The organism is Chryseobacterium sp. MMS23-Vi53 (assembly GCF_047651245.1).
In the GTDB taxonomy this organism is placed as follows: Bacteria; Bacteroidota; Bacteroidia; order Flavobacteriales; family Weeksellaceae; genus Chryseobacterium.
On record NZ_CP180265.1, the window covers coordinates 4,351,090 to 4,364,887 of the forward strand.

The window sequence follows — 13,798 nt, forward strand, 5'->3', positions numbered from 1 at the left end:
TGTAAAATGACTTTTCATTGTATTTAAAAAAGAGTTATTTCGTGTCTTTCCAGATATTTCTGTTGATGGTTTCTATTGTATTTCCTTTGATGATAAATTTATCAGGACCTTTAATATCGGTTGTAGATCCATGATTATAGACCGATAAGCTGTAATCGACGGTTACAGTGTCTCCATTTTGTTCAAAATTCAGATACTGAAAATTTGAAAAGCTGGAAGCCGAGCTTGGCGGTTGATAAAAATCTTGTGCAATCAATTGTTCAGCAGCTTTATCTTTTCCAAACCATTTTTTTACTAAATCTTTTTGAGCTTGTGAACCCTGTTTTCCCAAACCTAAAGCAGTTGTTAATTCACAGTTTTCACCTTCACAATTAGATCCTCCCAATCCACTGTATAATGCTGCGATTGCTTTTAAAGATTCTGGAATTTTTTTGATATCAGCTTCATTAATTGTCCCCGGAGCATCTTTCGATTCTGCAATCAGGATATATTTTTCTGTTTTTGGAGCATCTTCTTTAATTTCTTCTGCAGGTGTAACATCCTTTTCAGGAGGAGTAATAATTGTACTGTCTGAATTTTTTACTGTTTCTTCTATCTTATTGTTTTTATTACAGGAAAAAAGAAGTAGAGAACAAACTCCAAGGGTAAATAAATTAATTTTCATAAATAATTTTACCATTTTTGCACCAATAATAGTACCAAATAAATACAAAAAGATTGGATTATTATAAAAGAGAAAATTTTTAACCATAATTATAAAAACTATATATAAATTATTGAAATTATTCTATAAATAAGGTTTTTTTAGGTAAAAATTTAATATAAATTAAGTTTAACGAACCTTTTTGAAGTAAAAACCTTAACTTTGTCATTCAATTTTTTATAATGGAATTAGAGTACATAGAGCACATCAGTCCGATTCTGAAGGACGGCGTAAAAAATTATTTAATCGATATCGATGGAACCATCACGGAAGACGTTCCGAACGAAGAGCCTGAGAGAATGGTGACTTGTGAGCCCTTCCCGGACGCATTGGAAACCATCAACAAATGGTATGATGAAGGTCACCAGATTTGTTTTTTCACTTCGAGAACGGAAAATCTTAAACAAATTACAATCGATTGGTTAGACAAACACGGATTTAAATATCACAGTGTATTATGCGGAAAACCAAGAGGTGGAAACTACCACTGGATCGACAACCACTTGGTAAGAGCAACAAGATATAAAGGAAAATTCACGGATCTTGTGGAAAAACAAGTTACCATTGAAGTTTTCAAAGAAGAAGAATAAAAAAATTTAGTTTAAAGATTAAACGATTAAATTTTTACATCTGTAATTTTTAATCATTTAATCTTTTTAATTTTTAAATCTATTAAAAAGTTTTATGAAAGTTTTAGCAAACGATGGCTTGGATCAGTCTGGAATTGATGCATTGACTGAGAAAGGTTTTGAAGTGATTACTACAAAAGTTCCGCAAGAACAATTGGTAGATTACATTAATGAGCACCAGATCCGTACTATTCTGGTTCGCAGTGCAACGCAGGTGAGAAAAGATATTATCGACAATTGTCCTTCAATTGAGATCATCGGGAGAGGTGGTGTCGGGATGGATAATATCGATGTAGATTATGCAAGAGAAAAGGGAATTCATGTAATCAATACACCTTCTGCTTCCTCAGAATCGGTTGCTGAGTTGGTTTTTGCACACTTATTTTCGGGTGCAAGATTTTTACAGGACTCAAACAGAAAAATGCCTTTAGTAGGAGATACGGAATTTGCAGGTTTGAAAAAAGCTTATGCTGCAGGTATCGAACTGAAAGGCAAAACGATTGGGATTGTAGGAATGGGGAGAATTGGTCAAGAAGTAGCAAAAATCGCTCTTGGACTTGGAATGAGGGTTATTGCAGCAGACAGCAATGTCGGAAAAGCAAGTATAAAGGTAACTTTCTACAACAACCAGTTCATCAATGTTGATATCGAAACTGAACCACTTCAGGATGTTTTAAAGCATTCAGATTTTATTACACTTCACGTTCCGGCTCAGAAAAACGGTTATATGATAGGTAAAGATGAATTTGATATGATGAAAGACGGGGTGGCTATCGTAAACTGCTCAAGAGGTGGCGTGATCGACGAAACTGCTTTGATCGAGGCTTTGAACTCAGGAAAAGTAAGATTTGCCGGTCTGGATGTTTTCATCAACGAACCAACGCCTTCAAAGGATATCTTGAATCATTCTAAAATTTCTTTAACTCCGCACACAGGTGCATCTACATTGGAAGCTCAGGATAGAATCGGACTGTCTTTGGCTGAACAAATTTCAAGTATTTTACAGATTCAATAATTTATTTATTGTTAAATATAGAAAAGCACTTCGATTTTGAAGTGCTTTTGTTTTTATTAATTGTTTTTATTTTTAAGCAAATCTCTGATTTCCATTAACAATTTTTGATCTTCTGTTGGCCCTGCAGCAACAGGATCTGTTTTCTTTACAATTTTATTGGCACCTTTAATGATCCAGAAAAGTACCATCGCAATACAGAAAAAACTGATTACTGCAGAAAGGAAATTTCCATATGTAACACCATTCCAGGAAAGTTTTGAAATATCATCTGCACCTGCAGCTTTCAAAGCCGGAGTTAATAATAAAGGCGTAATAACATCTGCTACCAATGATGAAACAATTTTGCCGAAAGCACCACCAATAATAACACCGACAGCTAAATCAATAACGTTTCCTTTGAAGGCAAACTCTTTAAATTCTTTTAAAAATCCCATAATTTTTTTACATCTTTTACAGCAAATGTATATAAAATGGGAAGTTTTTAAAACTTAAAATGGGATTTTATGAAAAAACCACTTCAATTTGAAGTGGTTTATGTTTTATAGGTTTTTATTTTTCAATAAATCTCTGATTTCCATTAATAATTTTTGGTCTTCCGTTGGTCCTGCCGGAGCTGCTTCTGCCGGTTTTTTACTTAAACTGTTTACACCTTTAATTAATAAGAATAAAACAAAAGCAACAATAATAAAGCTAATGACCGATGATAGAAAATTACCGTACTTTACCCCGTTCCATGAAAGCTCTGCAATGTTTTTTACATTTGCTTTTTCCAATGCAGGATTTAGAAGTAAAGGTGTTATAATATCATCTACAAATGATTTTACAATCGCGCTGAATGCAGCACCAATGATCACACCGACAGCCAGATCAAGAACATTTCCTTTGAAGGCAAACTCTTTAAATTCTTTAATAAATCCCATAATTTATATTTTTTTAATTATTGTATGAAGTAAAAATAGGGATTTAAGGTACAAAAAATATTATATTTTTCCCATTTTTATGATTAAAAATATGTGAATTGATTGAAATGTAAATTATTATCAATTGAATTTTTAACCGTATTAGAATTTTATTTTTAGTAAGTGTAAAATTTCTTTTTTGTAAATTGCTATGTAAAGATTATCCATAAATAAGTAATCTCCACTATGAAAATTTTCAAAGCACAACAGATCCGAGAATGTGATCAATATACGATTAAAAACGAGCCAATTTTATCAATTCAATTAATGGAAAGAGCAGCGCAAACCTGCATCGACTGGATTTCCGAAAACTGTAAAAATCACAGAAATTTTGCCATCTTTTGTGGCAACGGAAATAATGGTGGAGATGGATTTGCTATGGCAAGAATGCTTTACCATAAAGGATTTGATGTGGATGTTTTTATCCAGAGTCCAAAAGCAAAGTTCTCTGAAGATGCAACAATAAATTTTAAAGAATTAAAGGAGATTTCGGGAATAACTATAAAAGATTTTAAAGATGTTGAAGATTATCGTTTTGATAAAAGAACGATTATTATCGATGCTCTTTTCGGAACAGGTCTGTCAAGAAATTTAGAAGGTGATTTTAAAAATTTAATTGATTTTTTAAACTCAAAAACGAGTGTTAAAATTTCTATTGATGTTCCTTCCGGACTTTTATCAGATGGTATTTCTTCCGATGGTTCCACAATTTTTAAAGCAGATTATACTTTAAGTTTCCAGTTTTGGAAAAAGAGTTTTCTGCATCCTGAAAGTGGAAAATATACTGGGAAAGTTGAAGTTTTAGATATAGATTTAAGTGAAGAATATATTTCACAAACAGAAACTAAAGATTTCGTCATCGATGATGAGGTTGTTGAAAATATCTTTAAACCAAGAAATGAATTTTCTCACAAAGGAACTTACGGAAAATCAACAATTATTGGAGGAAGCTATGGAAAGATCGGTGCAGCAGTACTTTCTACAAGATCGGCTTTGAAAACAGGAACGGGATTAACTTTCACAATTGCTCCAAAATGTGGTTACGAAATTCTACAAACTTCCTGCCCAGAGGCAATGTTCATCGAAGGTGGAAATGATTTTATTCAAAATATAGAAATTGATGAAAATTCTACATATGGGATTGGTCCTGGATTGGGAACTCAAAAAGAAACAATGAAAGGTTTTCTTCAATTTTTAAAAGAATATTCAAAACCATTAATTTTAGATGCTGATGCCTTGAATATTATTTCGCAGGATGAGAAAAATTTAAAATTAATTCCAAAAAAATCAATTATCACTCCACATCCTAAAGAATTTGAAAGACTTTTCGGAAAAACTGAAGATTCTTTTGAAAGAGTAGAATTAGCGAGAAAAAAAGCCAACGAATTAGACGTTTATATTATTTTGAAAGATCATCACACCCAAGTTGTGACTCCTGAAGGAAACGTTTTCTACAATATTACAGGAAATTCAGGATTGGCGAAGGGGGGAAGTGGAGATATTCTTTTGGGAATCTTAACTTCATTTGTTGCTCAAGGCTATTCCGAGGAAAATGCTGCTATTTTGGGAGTTTGGTTTCATGGAAAAGCTGCTGAGTTTGCTTCTGAAAAATATTCTAAAGAATCTATGCTTCCGACGGATGTTATTAATGAATTTGGAAACGTTTTTGAGTTGTTAAACAAAAGAGCAGAAATAGAACTTTGAATTTAAATTAAAAAATCAAAATAGAAAAGGCAAACTTGTACGTTTCAAGTTTGCCTTTTTTATTTTATCTGAGCTTAAAAATTATTCCGGTTTTTCGTTTTCCGCAGGAGTAATTTTAAACTTTTTAGAAACAATCATAATCACAACTCCGGCAATCATGAAAGGGATAGAAAGAACTTGTCCTGTGTTTAATCCTCCGAATGTTATAAATTCGTCACCTTGTGGTTCTTTTAAGAATTCAACAAAGAATCTTATTGCCCAAAGAATGATGAAAAACAATCCGAATAACCATCCTTGCTGATATTTTTTATTTGTTTTTCTGTATAAAATCCATAGCAAAACGAATAGACAAACGTATCCAAAAGCTTCGAATAATTGTGCAGGATAACGTGGAACTGTCATACCATATTCGCTGCTCTGTTGTGGGAAAAGTAATGCAAAAGGAGAGTTTGGATCCACTGGTTTTCCAATGATTTCTGAGTTGAAGAAGTTCCCCATTCTTACAAAAGCACCACCTAAAGCAACAACAATTCCCAATCTATCATATACCCAGAAAGGATTTTTTCTAATGATTTTGAATGAGTAATATAATGTCGTGAAGATCAAAGCGATCGTTGCGCCGTGACTTGCCAGCCCAGAGAAACCTGTAAATTTTAAACCATTTTTAGTACTTATTGGTAAAAATACACTCCAGAAGTCTTCTTTAAATAATTCCGGCTGGTAAAAAATAACATGTCCCATTCTTGCTCCAAGAATTGTCCCGATCAAGGTCCAAGTGAAAAGTGGCTCCAAATATTTTTGGTTAATATTATCAATTTTGAACATTTTAGTCATTAAAATATATCCAAAACCGAAAGCAAAAATGAACATTAAGCTATAAAAATGCAACGTGATTGGACCTAATTGAATTCCTTTTGAAGGATCCCAAATTTTGAAAGATGTTTCCAAGTTTACGTTATCAGCAACGGTAATTGGTTTATCAGATTTTACAGCATATTTAAAGGTTTCAATATTTTGTTCCGTTGCAGGAGTTGTAATTACTTTAAAATTTTTATCTAAAAGCTGATAGCCTGTTGCTTTAAATTTTGCTAAAATATTAGCACTATAATTAAAATAAGCGGGTTCAAAATTAGTTTCATTCAGAATTACTAAGACATTTTTATTGGCTGGTTTTTCCGCAAATTCATTCAATTCACCCACTTCAGTTGTTGAATAAATTTTTACAGGAATGTTTGTGGAATTTACTTTTAAGATTCCGTCAGACATTCCGTCCGGATAATTTTGCGCGAATAAAGATTGTGTAATAAGTGCAAATATTACGAGATAAATTCTGAAAAAAATATTACTCATTTCTATTTTTTTAGTAGTTTGTTAATTGATTTTACTTTTTTGGTGGAACAGGATCGTAGCCACTTCCTCCCCACGGATGACATCTTGAAATTCTTTTCACTCCCAGCCAAAATCCCTTAAAAACTCCATGTACTTGCAATGCTTTCACCATATAATGTGAGCAGGTAGGTTCGTAACGGCAGTTTTTTGGAAGTAAGGGCGAGATAAACCATTGGTAAAATCTGATGAGTATTACCAAAGGAAAAGTGATTATTTTATTGAATGTAAGTTTCAAAACGGTACAAAAATAGGGTAAAAAATTGAAAATTAGTTTAAATTTGTTAGAAGTTTCGGAGCTGTAAAAGACTGTTCGTCGGATAAATTCCGGTGTTTATCGATTTGATTACTTTGTTGTTTTAAAATCATGAAATTTATGTCTGCTTTGAGACGATTACATTAAAAATTTTACTTTACATTAAATCTAAAAATTTTGAATCAAAATATTCCTTTAGCTGAAAAATTAAGACCCAAAACTCTGGATGAAGTTCTTGGACAGGAACATTTGACCGGAGAAAAGGGGACAATTAGAAAAATGCTAGAAAATAATACACTGAATTCTCTTATTTTGTGGGGGCCACCGGGAACAGGGAAAACAACATTAGCGGAAATTATTTCTGAAAAATCTGGAAGAAAATTTTACAAACTTTCTGCGGTTTCTTCTGGTGTAAAAGACGTTCGTGATGTGATTGAAGATGCCAAAAAGCAGAATCTCTTTTCAGGAAAATCACCAATTTTATTTATAGATGAAATTCACCGTTTTAATAAATCTCAACAGGATTCTTTGCTTCATGCTGTAGAAAAAGGCTGGATTGTTTTAATCGGAGCAACGACGGAAAATCCTAGTTTTGAGGTGGTTTCGGCTTTGCTTTCGAGAAGTCAGGTGTATATTCTGAAGGCTTTGACGTATGAAAAGTTGGAAGAATTAATTAAAATAGCTTCTGAAAGTTATAATAAAGATGAAAAAACGGATTTTAAAATAATTGAAAATGAGGCTTTTATTCAATATTCCGGAGGTGATGCCAGAAAATTGATTAATTCGATTGAATTGGTTTTAAATCAATATAAAAATTCATCGAAAACGGAGATTAAAAATGAGGATGTGCTAGAAGTTTTGCAGGAAACGATGGCGCTTTATGATAAAAATGGAGAGCAGCATTATGATATTATTTCTGCATTTATCAAGTCGATGCGTGGAGGTGATCCGAATGGCGCGGTATATTGGTTAGCAAGGATGATTGCTGGTGGTGAAGATATTAAATTTATTGCTCGAAGAATGTTGATTTTGGCTGCGGAAGATGTTGGATTAGCCAATCCGAATGCTTTGGTGGTTGCCAACAATTGCTTTCAGGCGATCAACGTTATAGGAAATCCGGAAGCGAGAATTATTTTGAGCGAAACGGCTGTTTATCTGGCGGTTTCTCCAAAAAGTAATTCAGCTTATATGGCGATTAATGATGCTCTTGCTTTGGTGAAACAGACTGGAAATCTGCCTGTTCCGCTACATTTAAGAAATGCTCCGACAAAATTGATGAAAGATCTGGATTATGGAAAAGAATACAAGTATGCACATTCCTACGAAGGCAATTTTGTAGAACAGGATTTTTTACCGGAAGAAATCAAAGATGTGAAAATTTATCAACCTGGAAACAATTCTACGGAGAAAAAAATTTACGAAGAATTGAAGAAAAAATGGAATAATAAATACTAAAAAAGGATACTCAACGGAGTATCCTTTTCATTTAAATATGATTTAAGAAATTACTTTATTTTTGTTGTGATAAACAATGTTTTTTTGCCATTGTAATCTTTCGCTTCCATTCTTGTCAGGATATCTCCAAACACCAAAGTCTGTGTATTTGAAAATTCGTATCCATCAATATAAACTGGAGTTTGTTTTGCGATTTTATATTGATCGTTTAGTTCAGCTAAGGAAATTCTATCAAAATTATCAGAACCTTTTTTGAATTTTACCTCTATCAATCCATTTTCTGCTAAATCGCTGTATTTTTTAAGATTCAGAGGCAGATTTGCTGCAGATTTAAAAACGTTCATGCTTTGAACTGCATTTTTATTTGCATTAAACATATCTACCGTTCCAACGATATCATTGGCAATTGCAAACTTTGTCGCCGGATTCTTCTGTGCAAACAAAGTAGCCGAAGACAATAGTAAAAAAGAGTAGAGTAATTTTTTCATAATGTTTAGGAATATGTGACTATTAAAAACTTGATAAATATAGTTAAAATTTATAAAATGTGAATAAAAATTTACATTAAATTAAAAAATAATTATAAATAAATCATTTTATTGTGATTCTATATTTTCATGCTCCTTATTTTCTTGTTTGCTGTCTACCAGATTTTTAATAATCTTTTTTAATCTTTGGAACAAAAATGAACTTAATAATAAAATAATACCTAAAATGATAAATGCAATAATTCTGGAAACGTTATCCATTTGCCAGACATCGTAAGAATATAGCTTTAAGATCATAATTCCTATTAAAGCAAAACCGATTTTATTGAGTTCGGAAATATTGTTTTTTAAACCCAAATAAATAAAAATACTTGCCAAAACCGTCCAAATAATCGGCAAATACAAAATACTGAAATGTTTTTGAACTTGATAAGATTCTGAAAGAGTAGGTGTGTTTCCTAAGATATAAAGACGGTAAATTTCAAAGCTCACTGTAATGACAATTGTTCCACAAATTGCCCAATATCCATAATTTGATTTATAGAAATCAGTTTTTGGAAGAATATTATAACCAATAATAATTAATGGAATTAAATACATCAAGTAAATACCATAAAAACTTTCTTTATTAATTTTCTCTAAAATATTATCAACAAGCACCGAACCTGTAAACGATGTATGGTAAACAATTAAAATTAAGAAAATATAAACAATTCCAAGTTCAAAAAAATTATTGATTTCTAATTTTTTACGGAAAATTAATAATCCAAAAATGAAAGTTATAGTATATAATATCGCAATACAAGTAATTGTAACAAGTGGCTTTTCCGAAATATGATAGATAATTTCCAGCAATAAAGCAACGTAAATAACGCCATAACTTAAAATCGTAAATAGATCTTCAAAAAAGTTGGTTTCAGATTCATTATCAGATAATTTTCTTAATAAAATCAGGTTTGCAAAGGTGGTAATTACGGTAACTGAACTCGTCAGGAAAACAGGATTGAAAACAATTTTAAGATTCTGTACATAAGCATATTGTCCCCAGGTTATTATTTGTGCAATAATTACTAGCGGAAACAAAATGTAAAAACAGATTTTAAAGATATTCTGATTGGTCTTTTTCCAGATGAATAATAACAAAGTTGCTTCCACAGCCCAAACACTTGTAATTAAATGGGTTTCAAATTGTAAAGCAATTGCAATTGTAATTAAACTAACCGTTAAAGCTGCAAAAACCGAATAGTTGATTCCATGATGTCTTTTACTGAATTCTTTATAGAAAATTATTCCGTTGACAGTCGCAAATACTAATGGGAAAATAATAATTGGTTTGTACTGTAAAGTGTTGAAAATATAAACCAAACCAATAATACTTGAGAAATTTATTAAGATCAACATCAAAATATTATACTTTGAAATGATATCGTTCTTAAAATAATCCAACAAAGCAAATGCATAAAATATGATATAACTAATGATATAAAAATAAATACTGTTGATTTCAGTTTGTTCTGAAGTCCAATAAAACAAATAAAGAATCGTGAAAATAAAGGCAATCCAACCTACACTTCTCCAATTTTTAAGAAAGACAACAACCAACATTCCAATATTTAAAACAGTTAAATAAGTGAATAAGAAGGGGTAATTACTTTGTCCTGTACTTATCATTAAGGGTGCTAAAAACCCTCCAAAAAGAGAAAAAATAATTAAAATCTCACTTTTATAATAGTAAGAAAGCGCAATTGAAATCAAAGTAATCAGGCATGTAATAGAAAACGCGGTAGTCTGAGAAAACAAATGATATTCTCTAAACGCAATGGTCGTGGTAAAATATAAAACGGCAACTCCACCTCCAGTAATAATTGAAGAAAAAGCAGAGTAATTTTTCCTAAGAAAATGTCCGACTGCTATAATTCCGGCTCCCACCAAAAAACCAATTCCTACACGAGACGTTTCACCGATCCAGTTTCTGTCGATAGCATATTTCACAAAATATCCGATTCCTAAAACTAAAGTGAAAATTCCGATAATAGTGAGCGCATTTTGTTTTAAAAAATCAAAGATAGGAGTGGTCCAGTTTTTTTCAGCAGGAATTTCTTCATGAATTTCAGGCTGGGACGAAATTTTTATTTCTTCTTTAATCTCTGTTGAATCGGCTATTGGTTTTGGAATGTCCAGATTTTCATGTTGAGTTACTGGCTTTTTCCGAAGTTCGGAAATTTCCTTTTCCAATCTTTTTATTTTACTATTCAGATAATTGTAAACAGCAATGATAATAATGATCGACAAAAAGAAAAACGAATAATTATCCATTTTTAGTTTTTTTCAAATATATCAAAAAGCATACAAACAATTAATCCATCGTATTCTATACGATGGATTAACATTGTGGAGTGATTAAACTATATAAAAAATAAATTTAGTTCGATACTTTATATACAAAAAATGAAGCGTTACTTGATCCTAATAATCCTGCATTTAACAAACCGGAATTAATAAGCCCGAATCGCAATTTGTCACCAGCCTGCAATGTGTAAAGGGAATTGATATGCGACTCAGATAAAGTAATGCTGGCAAGACCAGCCAAGCTTACCCCGTTAAATTCTCTGGTATCTAAAACTGTTGTTGTTGATCCGGTTGTTTTCAAAATTCCTATACCCGTTGTTCCTCCTGTTAATAAGGCAGCCTGAACTCCGGTTCCGTAACGGAAATAAAATCCTACGGCATATGTTCCGGAAGACGGTACATTATAAGAATTGTCTGTACTGTTCAGAAGACTCGCATTTCCTGCAGTTCTGTCGGCTGCAACAAAAGCAATAGGCTTGTAATTCGTTAAAAGAGTTACATCAAGCAAAGTTAAGCTCCCTATTTTTTTTGCAGAATATACAGATGCTGTGATACCATTAGTTGTGTTCATCTGAGAGATCACAAAATCAGCAATAAGTTGTGGGTCAACTTGTGCTACCTGAAAGTCACCTCCTGTATTTTTATTTACTGCAAGGATTTGATATCCAGGTAATGCAGCTGCAGCAGGGGTGTTTCTAATTTTCATTGTCCCATTAATGTCAAGGTTTGCCTGTGGATTTGGAGTGTTTATCCCAACCCAACCAGATTGTGCAAACATAGGGATTGCCATAAGTGCTAAAAGCGCGGTACAAATCTTAGTTTTCATGTTTAAAAAAATTTAAATTAGTTGATGGTTTATCCTCAGTTAGTTTTGTATAAAGATACAGCAAAAACTGTGCGGATTAAAACGATTTTAAGAAATATTTTTACTGATAATCAGGTAGTAAGGTTAATTTTTTTAAGTATTTTTTAAAATTTAATTTAAAAAAATCTTTCAAACCCTTTTGTAGACTAATGTAATGGCTTTTTTATCACATTTAAGTGAATATTTTTCCTTGGTTAAAAAATTTATTTATTAAATAAATTTTAATTAAAATTAAATACCAAATGTGGTACTATGCTGATTTTAAGTGGGATAGATTATAGATGAAATTTCACAGAAATGTGTTTTTTGATTGAAATTTTCTTTTTTAATGAAAATATTTTACCGTAAATCCTTTTCAAGAGACTTAATTTAGCTTAAATTATAAAAAAAACTATCTCAAACGAGATAGTTTTATGTAAGATAATTTCACTTATTTATTAGCTTTCCAAAAGATATTCTTTATAATTTCCCAGGAAGTCTACTTCGGCTTCGAGAGCTTTCAGCTCTTCAAGAGCATTTTGATGGAGTATCGGTTGCCATTCTCCAACAACGTTAATGAAGAAGAAATAATTGCCCAGACCAGTCTTCAATGTTCTTGATTCAATTTTGCTGAGGTTCATTTTTCGCCAGGCAAAAACAGATAAAACCTGATGAAGTCCTCCCGCATGATCTTCTGGAAGTGTAATCAGCATTCCGGATTTTTCTCCTAAAATCTGTAAATTTTCATTTTGGTAAACATTCTGCTTTTTAGATATAATAATAAAACGTGTATGATTCTGTTCAAAATCCTGAATATTTCTATGAATGATTTTTAGACCATACAAATTTGCCGCAAACTGATTGGCAACTGCAGCTAAATTTCTGTCTGTATTTTCCGCAACATGTTTTGCCGCTGCTGCAGTTGAAGAAAAATCCTGCTTTTGAACTCCTTTAAAATGAGAATCCAAAAAGTGAAAACTTTGCGCCAAAGCTTGCGGATGAGAGTAAATTTTTTCGATCGCTTCAACATCACAATCGGGATGAACCATCAAATGATGGGCAATTGGTAGAACGGCTTCAGCCTCGATTTTAATTTCAGGCGTTTTATATAAATAGTCCAGCGTCATAGAAACCGTTCCTTCAATCGAGTTTTCCAAAGGAACAACGGCTTTATCTACTTCTCCGTTTTCTACAGCATTAAAACAATCTAAAATATTTGTTTGTGGTAAAAGTTCTTCATTCGGGAAAAGCTGGGTTGTAGTAAGCTGCGTAAAGCTTGCTTGTGGACCCAAAAATGCAATCTTCATTATGTATCTATATTTTTTGAATTTTAAATGTAGTGAAAAAAGTTAGGAAGTCAGAAGTTGGAAGAGGGAAGTTTAGCAATTCAATGTTTAAAGTTTGAAATTTGAAGCTAATTTATATTAAATATTAAACTCGAAACCCACATCCAGCAACCCGGAACTACTTATTCCAATTTTCTTCAATCAACTTCATCAGATAATCCGGACACTTCACAACTTTGTTGGTTTTTGCATCTAAAAAGAAGAGAGTAGTGGAAGCTTCTGTAATTTTAACATTTTCTTCGTTGAAAATTTCATATTCAAATTCAATTCTCACTCCCGGAATTTTTTTTACATAGGTATGAATTTCTAATTTTTCATCATAAAAAGCAGGTCGCAAATACTTAATTTTATACTCCGAAACAGGCAACCAAATTCCTTGATTCTCAATCTCATTATATGACATTCCGATGCTTCGAAAAAGCTCAACGCGACCAATTTCCAAGTACTCGGCATAGTTGCCGTAGTAGACATATTTCATAGGATCTGTTTCTCCGTAACGTACTCTTAATGAGTGTGTTGTGTGTATCATTTTTTATTCTAAATTATACATACAAATATATTTTTAAATAATCAATAACCCCAATATTTTTTTTTAAAATAAAAAATATAGACCTTTGTCTTCCTTCTAAAAAAAAGTACTAACCAAGAATAATCGGGGCATATT

14 protein-coding genes are annotated in these 13,798 nt (G+C 32.0%); 4 read left to right on the forward strand and 10 right to left on the reverse strand.

The window, feature by feature from the left end; translation table 11 throughout:
* Nucleotides 1-34: 34 nt before the first annotated feature.
* Nucleotides 35-664 carry a hypothetical protein gene (locus ACKX2A_RS19375; protein WP_415326599.1) on the reverse strand — a complete coding sequence of 210 codons (630 nt, stop codon included), beginning with the start codon at nucleotides 662-664 and terminating at the stop codon, nucleotides 35-37.
* Between the two features lie 221 nt (nucleotides 665-885).
* Between ACKX2A_RS19375 and ACKX2A_RS19380 the strand changes: the two genes are divergently transcribed.
* Both ACKX2A_RS19380 and ACKX2A_RS19385 read left to right on the forward strand, forming a co-directional pair.
* Complete coding sequence (locus ACKX2A_RS19380; RefSeq protein WP_415326601.1) at nucleotides 886-1,293, forward strand: phosphoheptose isomerase; 408 nt, start codon at nucleotides 886-888, stop codon at nucleotides 1,291-1,293.
* Nucleotides 1,294-1,387: 94 nt separating this feature from the next.
* On the forward strand, nucleotides 1,388-2,347 hold the full coding sequence (locus ACKX2A_RS19385; RefSeq protein ID WP_415326602.1) for a D-2-hydroxyacid dehydrogenase: 960 nt from the start codon (nucleotides 1,388-1,390) through the stop codon (nucleotides 2,345-2,347).
* Nucleotides 2,348-2,403: 56 nt separating this feature from the next.
* On the opposite strand, the gene mscL (ACKX2A_RS19390) is transcribed toward ACKX2A_RS19385, so the two are convergent.
* Together mscL (ACKX2A_RS19390) and mscL (ACKX2A_RS19395) are read right to left on the reverse strand one after the other, a co-directional pair.
* Complete coding sequence (mscL, locus tag ACKX2A_RS19390) at nucleotides 2,404-2,781, reverse strand: large conductance mechanosensitive channel protein MscL (RefSeq protein WP_415326604.1); 378 nt, start codon at nucleotides 2,779-2,781, stop codon at nucleotides 2,404-2,406.
* Nucleotides 2,782-2,886: 105 nt separating this feature from the next.
* Nucleotides 2,887-3,267 (reverse strand): large conductance mechanosensitive channel protein MscL, encoded by a 381-nt coding sequence (gene mscL, locus ACKX2A_RS19395; protein ID WP_415326606.1) that lies wholly within the window; start codon nucleotides 3,265-3,267, stop codon nucleotides 2,887-2,889.
* A gap of 225 nt (nucleotides 3,268-3,492) precedes the next feature.
* On the opposite strand from mscL (ACKX2A_RS19395), the gene ACKX2A_RS19400 reads away from it, so the two are divergent.
* Nucleotides 3,493-5,010 carry an NAD(P)H-hydrate dehydratase gene (locus ACKX2A_RS19400; protein WP_415326608.1) on the forward strand — a complete coding sequence of 506 codons (1,518 nt, stop codon included), beginning with the start codon at nucleotides 3,493-3,495 and terminating at the stop codon, nucleotides 5,008-5,010.
* Nucleotides 5,011-5,091: 81 nt separating this feature from the next.
* On the opposite strand, the gene lgt is transcribed toward ACKX2A_RS19400, so the two are convergent.
* Together lgt and yidD are read right to left on the reverse strand one after the other, a co-directional pair.
* Nucleotides 5,092-5,958, reverse strand: coding sequence for a prolipoprotein diacylglyceryl transferase (gene lgt, locus ACKX2A_RS19405; protein ID WP_415329507.1), 867 nt, complete (start codon nucleotides 5,956-5,958; stop codon nucleotides 5,092-5,094).
* 433 nt (nucleotides 5,959-6,391) lie between these two features.
* A complete protein-coding gene (yidD, locus tag ACKX2A_RS19410) occupies nucleotides 6,392-6,634 on the reverse strand; it encodes a membrane protein insertion efficiency factor YidD (RefSeq protein WP_415326610.1) in 243 nt (80 codons plus the stop codon).
* Between the two features lie 195 nt (nucleotides 6,635-6,829).
* Here yidD and ACKX2A_RS19415 point away from each other — a divergent pair, with 195 nt between their 5' ends.
* Nucleotides 6,830-8,107: a replication-associated recombination protein A gene (locus ACKX2A_RS19415; protein WP_415326612.1), complete on the forward strand. Its 1,278-nt coding sequence runs from the start codon at nucleotides 6,830-6,832 to the stop codon at nucleotides 8,105-8,107.
* Between the two features lie 50 nt (nucleotides 8,108-8,157).
* Here the strand turns inward: ACKX2A_RS19415 and ACKX2A_RS19420 are convergent, their stop codons facing one another.
* The 5 genes from ACKX2A_RS19420 to ACKX2A_RS19440 all read right to left on the reverse strand — a co-directional run bounded on the left by ACKX2A_RS19420 (nucleotide 8,158) and on the right by ACKX2A_RS19440 (nucleotide 13,663).
* On the reverse strand, nucleotides 8,158-8,595 hold the full coding sequence (locus tag ACKX2A_RS19420; protein ID WP_415326613.1) for a hypothetical protein: 438 nt from the start codon (nucleotides 8,593-8,595) through the stop codon (nucleotides 8,158-8,160).
* Nucleotides 8,596-8,703: 108 nt separating this feature from the next.
* On the reverse strand, nucleotides 8,704-10,911 hold the full coding sequence (locus ACKX2A_RS19425; RefSeq protein WP_415326614.1) for a DUF2339 domain-containing protein: 2,208 nt from the start codon (nucleotides 10,909-10,911) through the stop codon (nucleotides 8,704-8,706).
* Nucleotides 10,912-11,017: 106 nt separating this feature from the next.
* Nucleotides 11,018-11,770 (reverse strand): hypothetical protein, encoded by a 753-nt coding sequence (locus tag ACKX2A_RS19430; protein ID WP_415326616.1) that lies wholly within the window; start codon nucleotides 11,768-11,770, stop codon nucleotides 11,018-11,020.
* Nucleotides 11,771-12,246: 476 nt separating this feature from the next.
* Nucleotides 12,247-13,095, reverse strand: a complete 849-nt coding sequence (pheA, locus tag ACKX2A_RS19435) for a prephenate dehydratase (protein WP_415326617.1) — start codon at nucleotides 13,093-13,095, stop codon at nucleotides 12,247-12,249.
* Between the two features lie 157 nt (nucleotides 13,096-13,252).
* Nucleotides 13,253-13,663: an acyl-CoA thioesterase gene (locus ACKX2A_RS19440; protein ID WP_415326619.1), complete on the reverse strand. Its 411-nt coding sequence runs from the start codon at nucleotides 13,661-13,663 to the stop codon at nucleotides 13,253-13,255.
* Nucleotides 13,664-13,798: the final 135 nt, after the last annotated feature.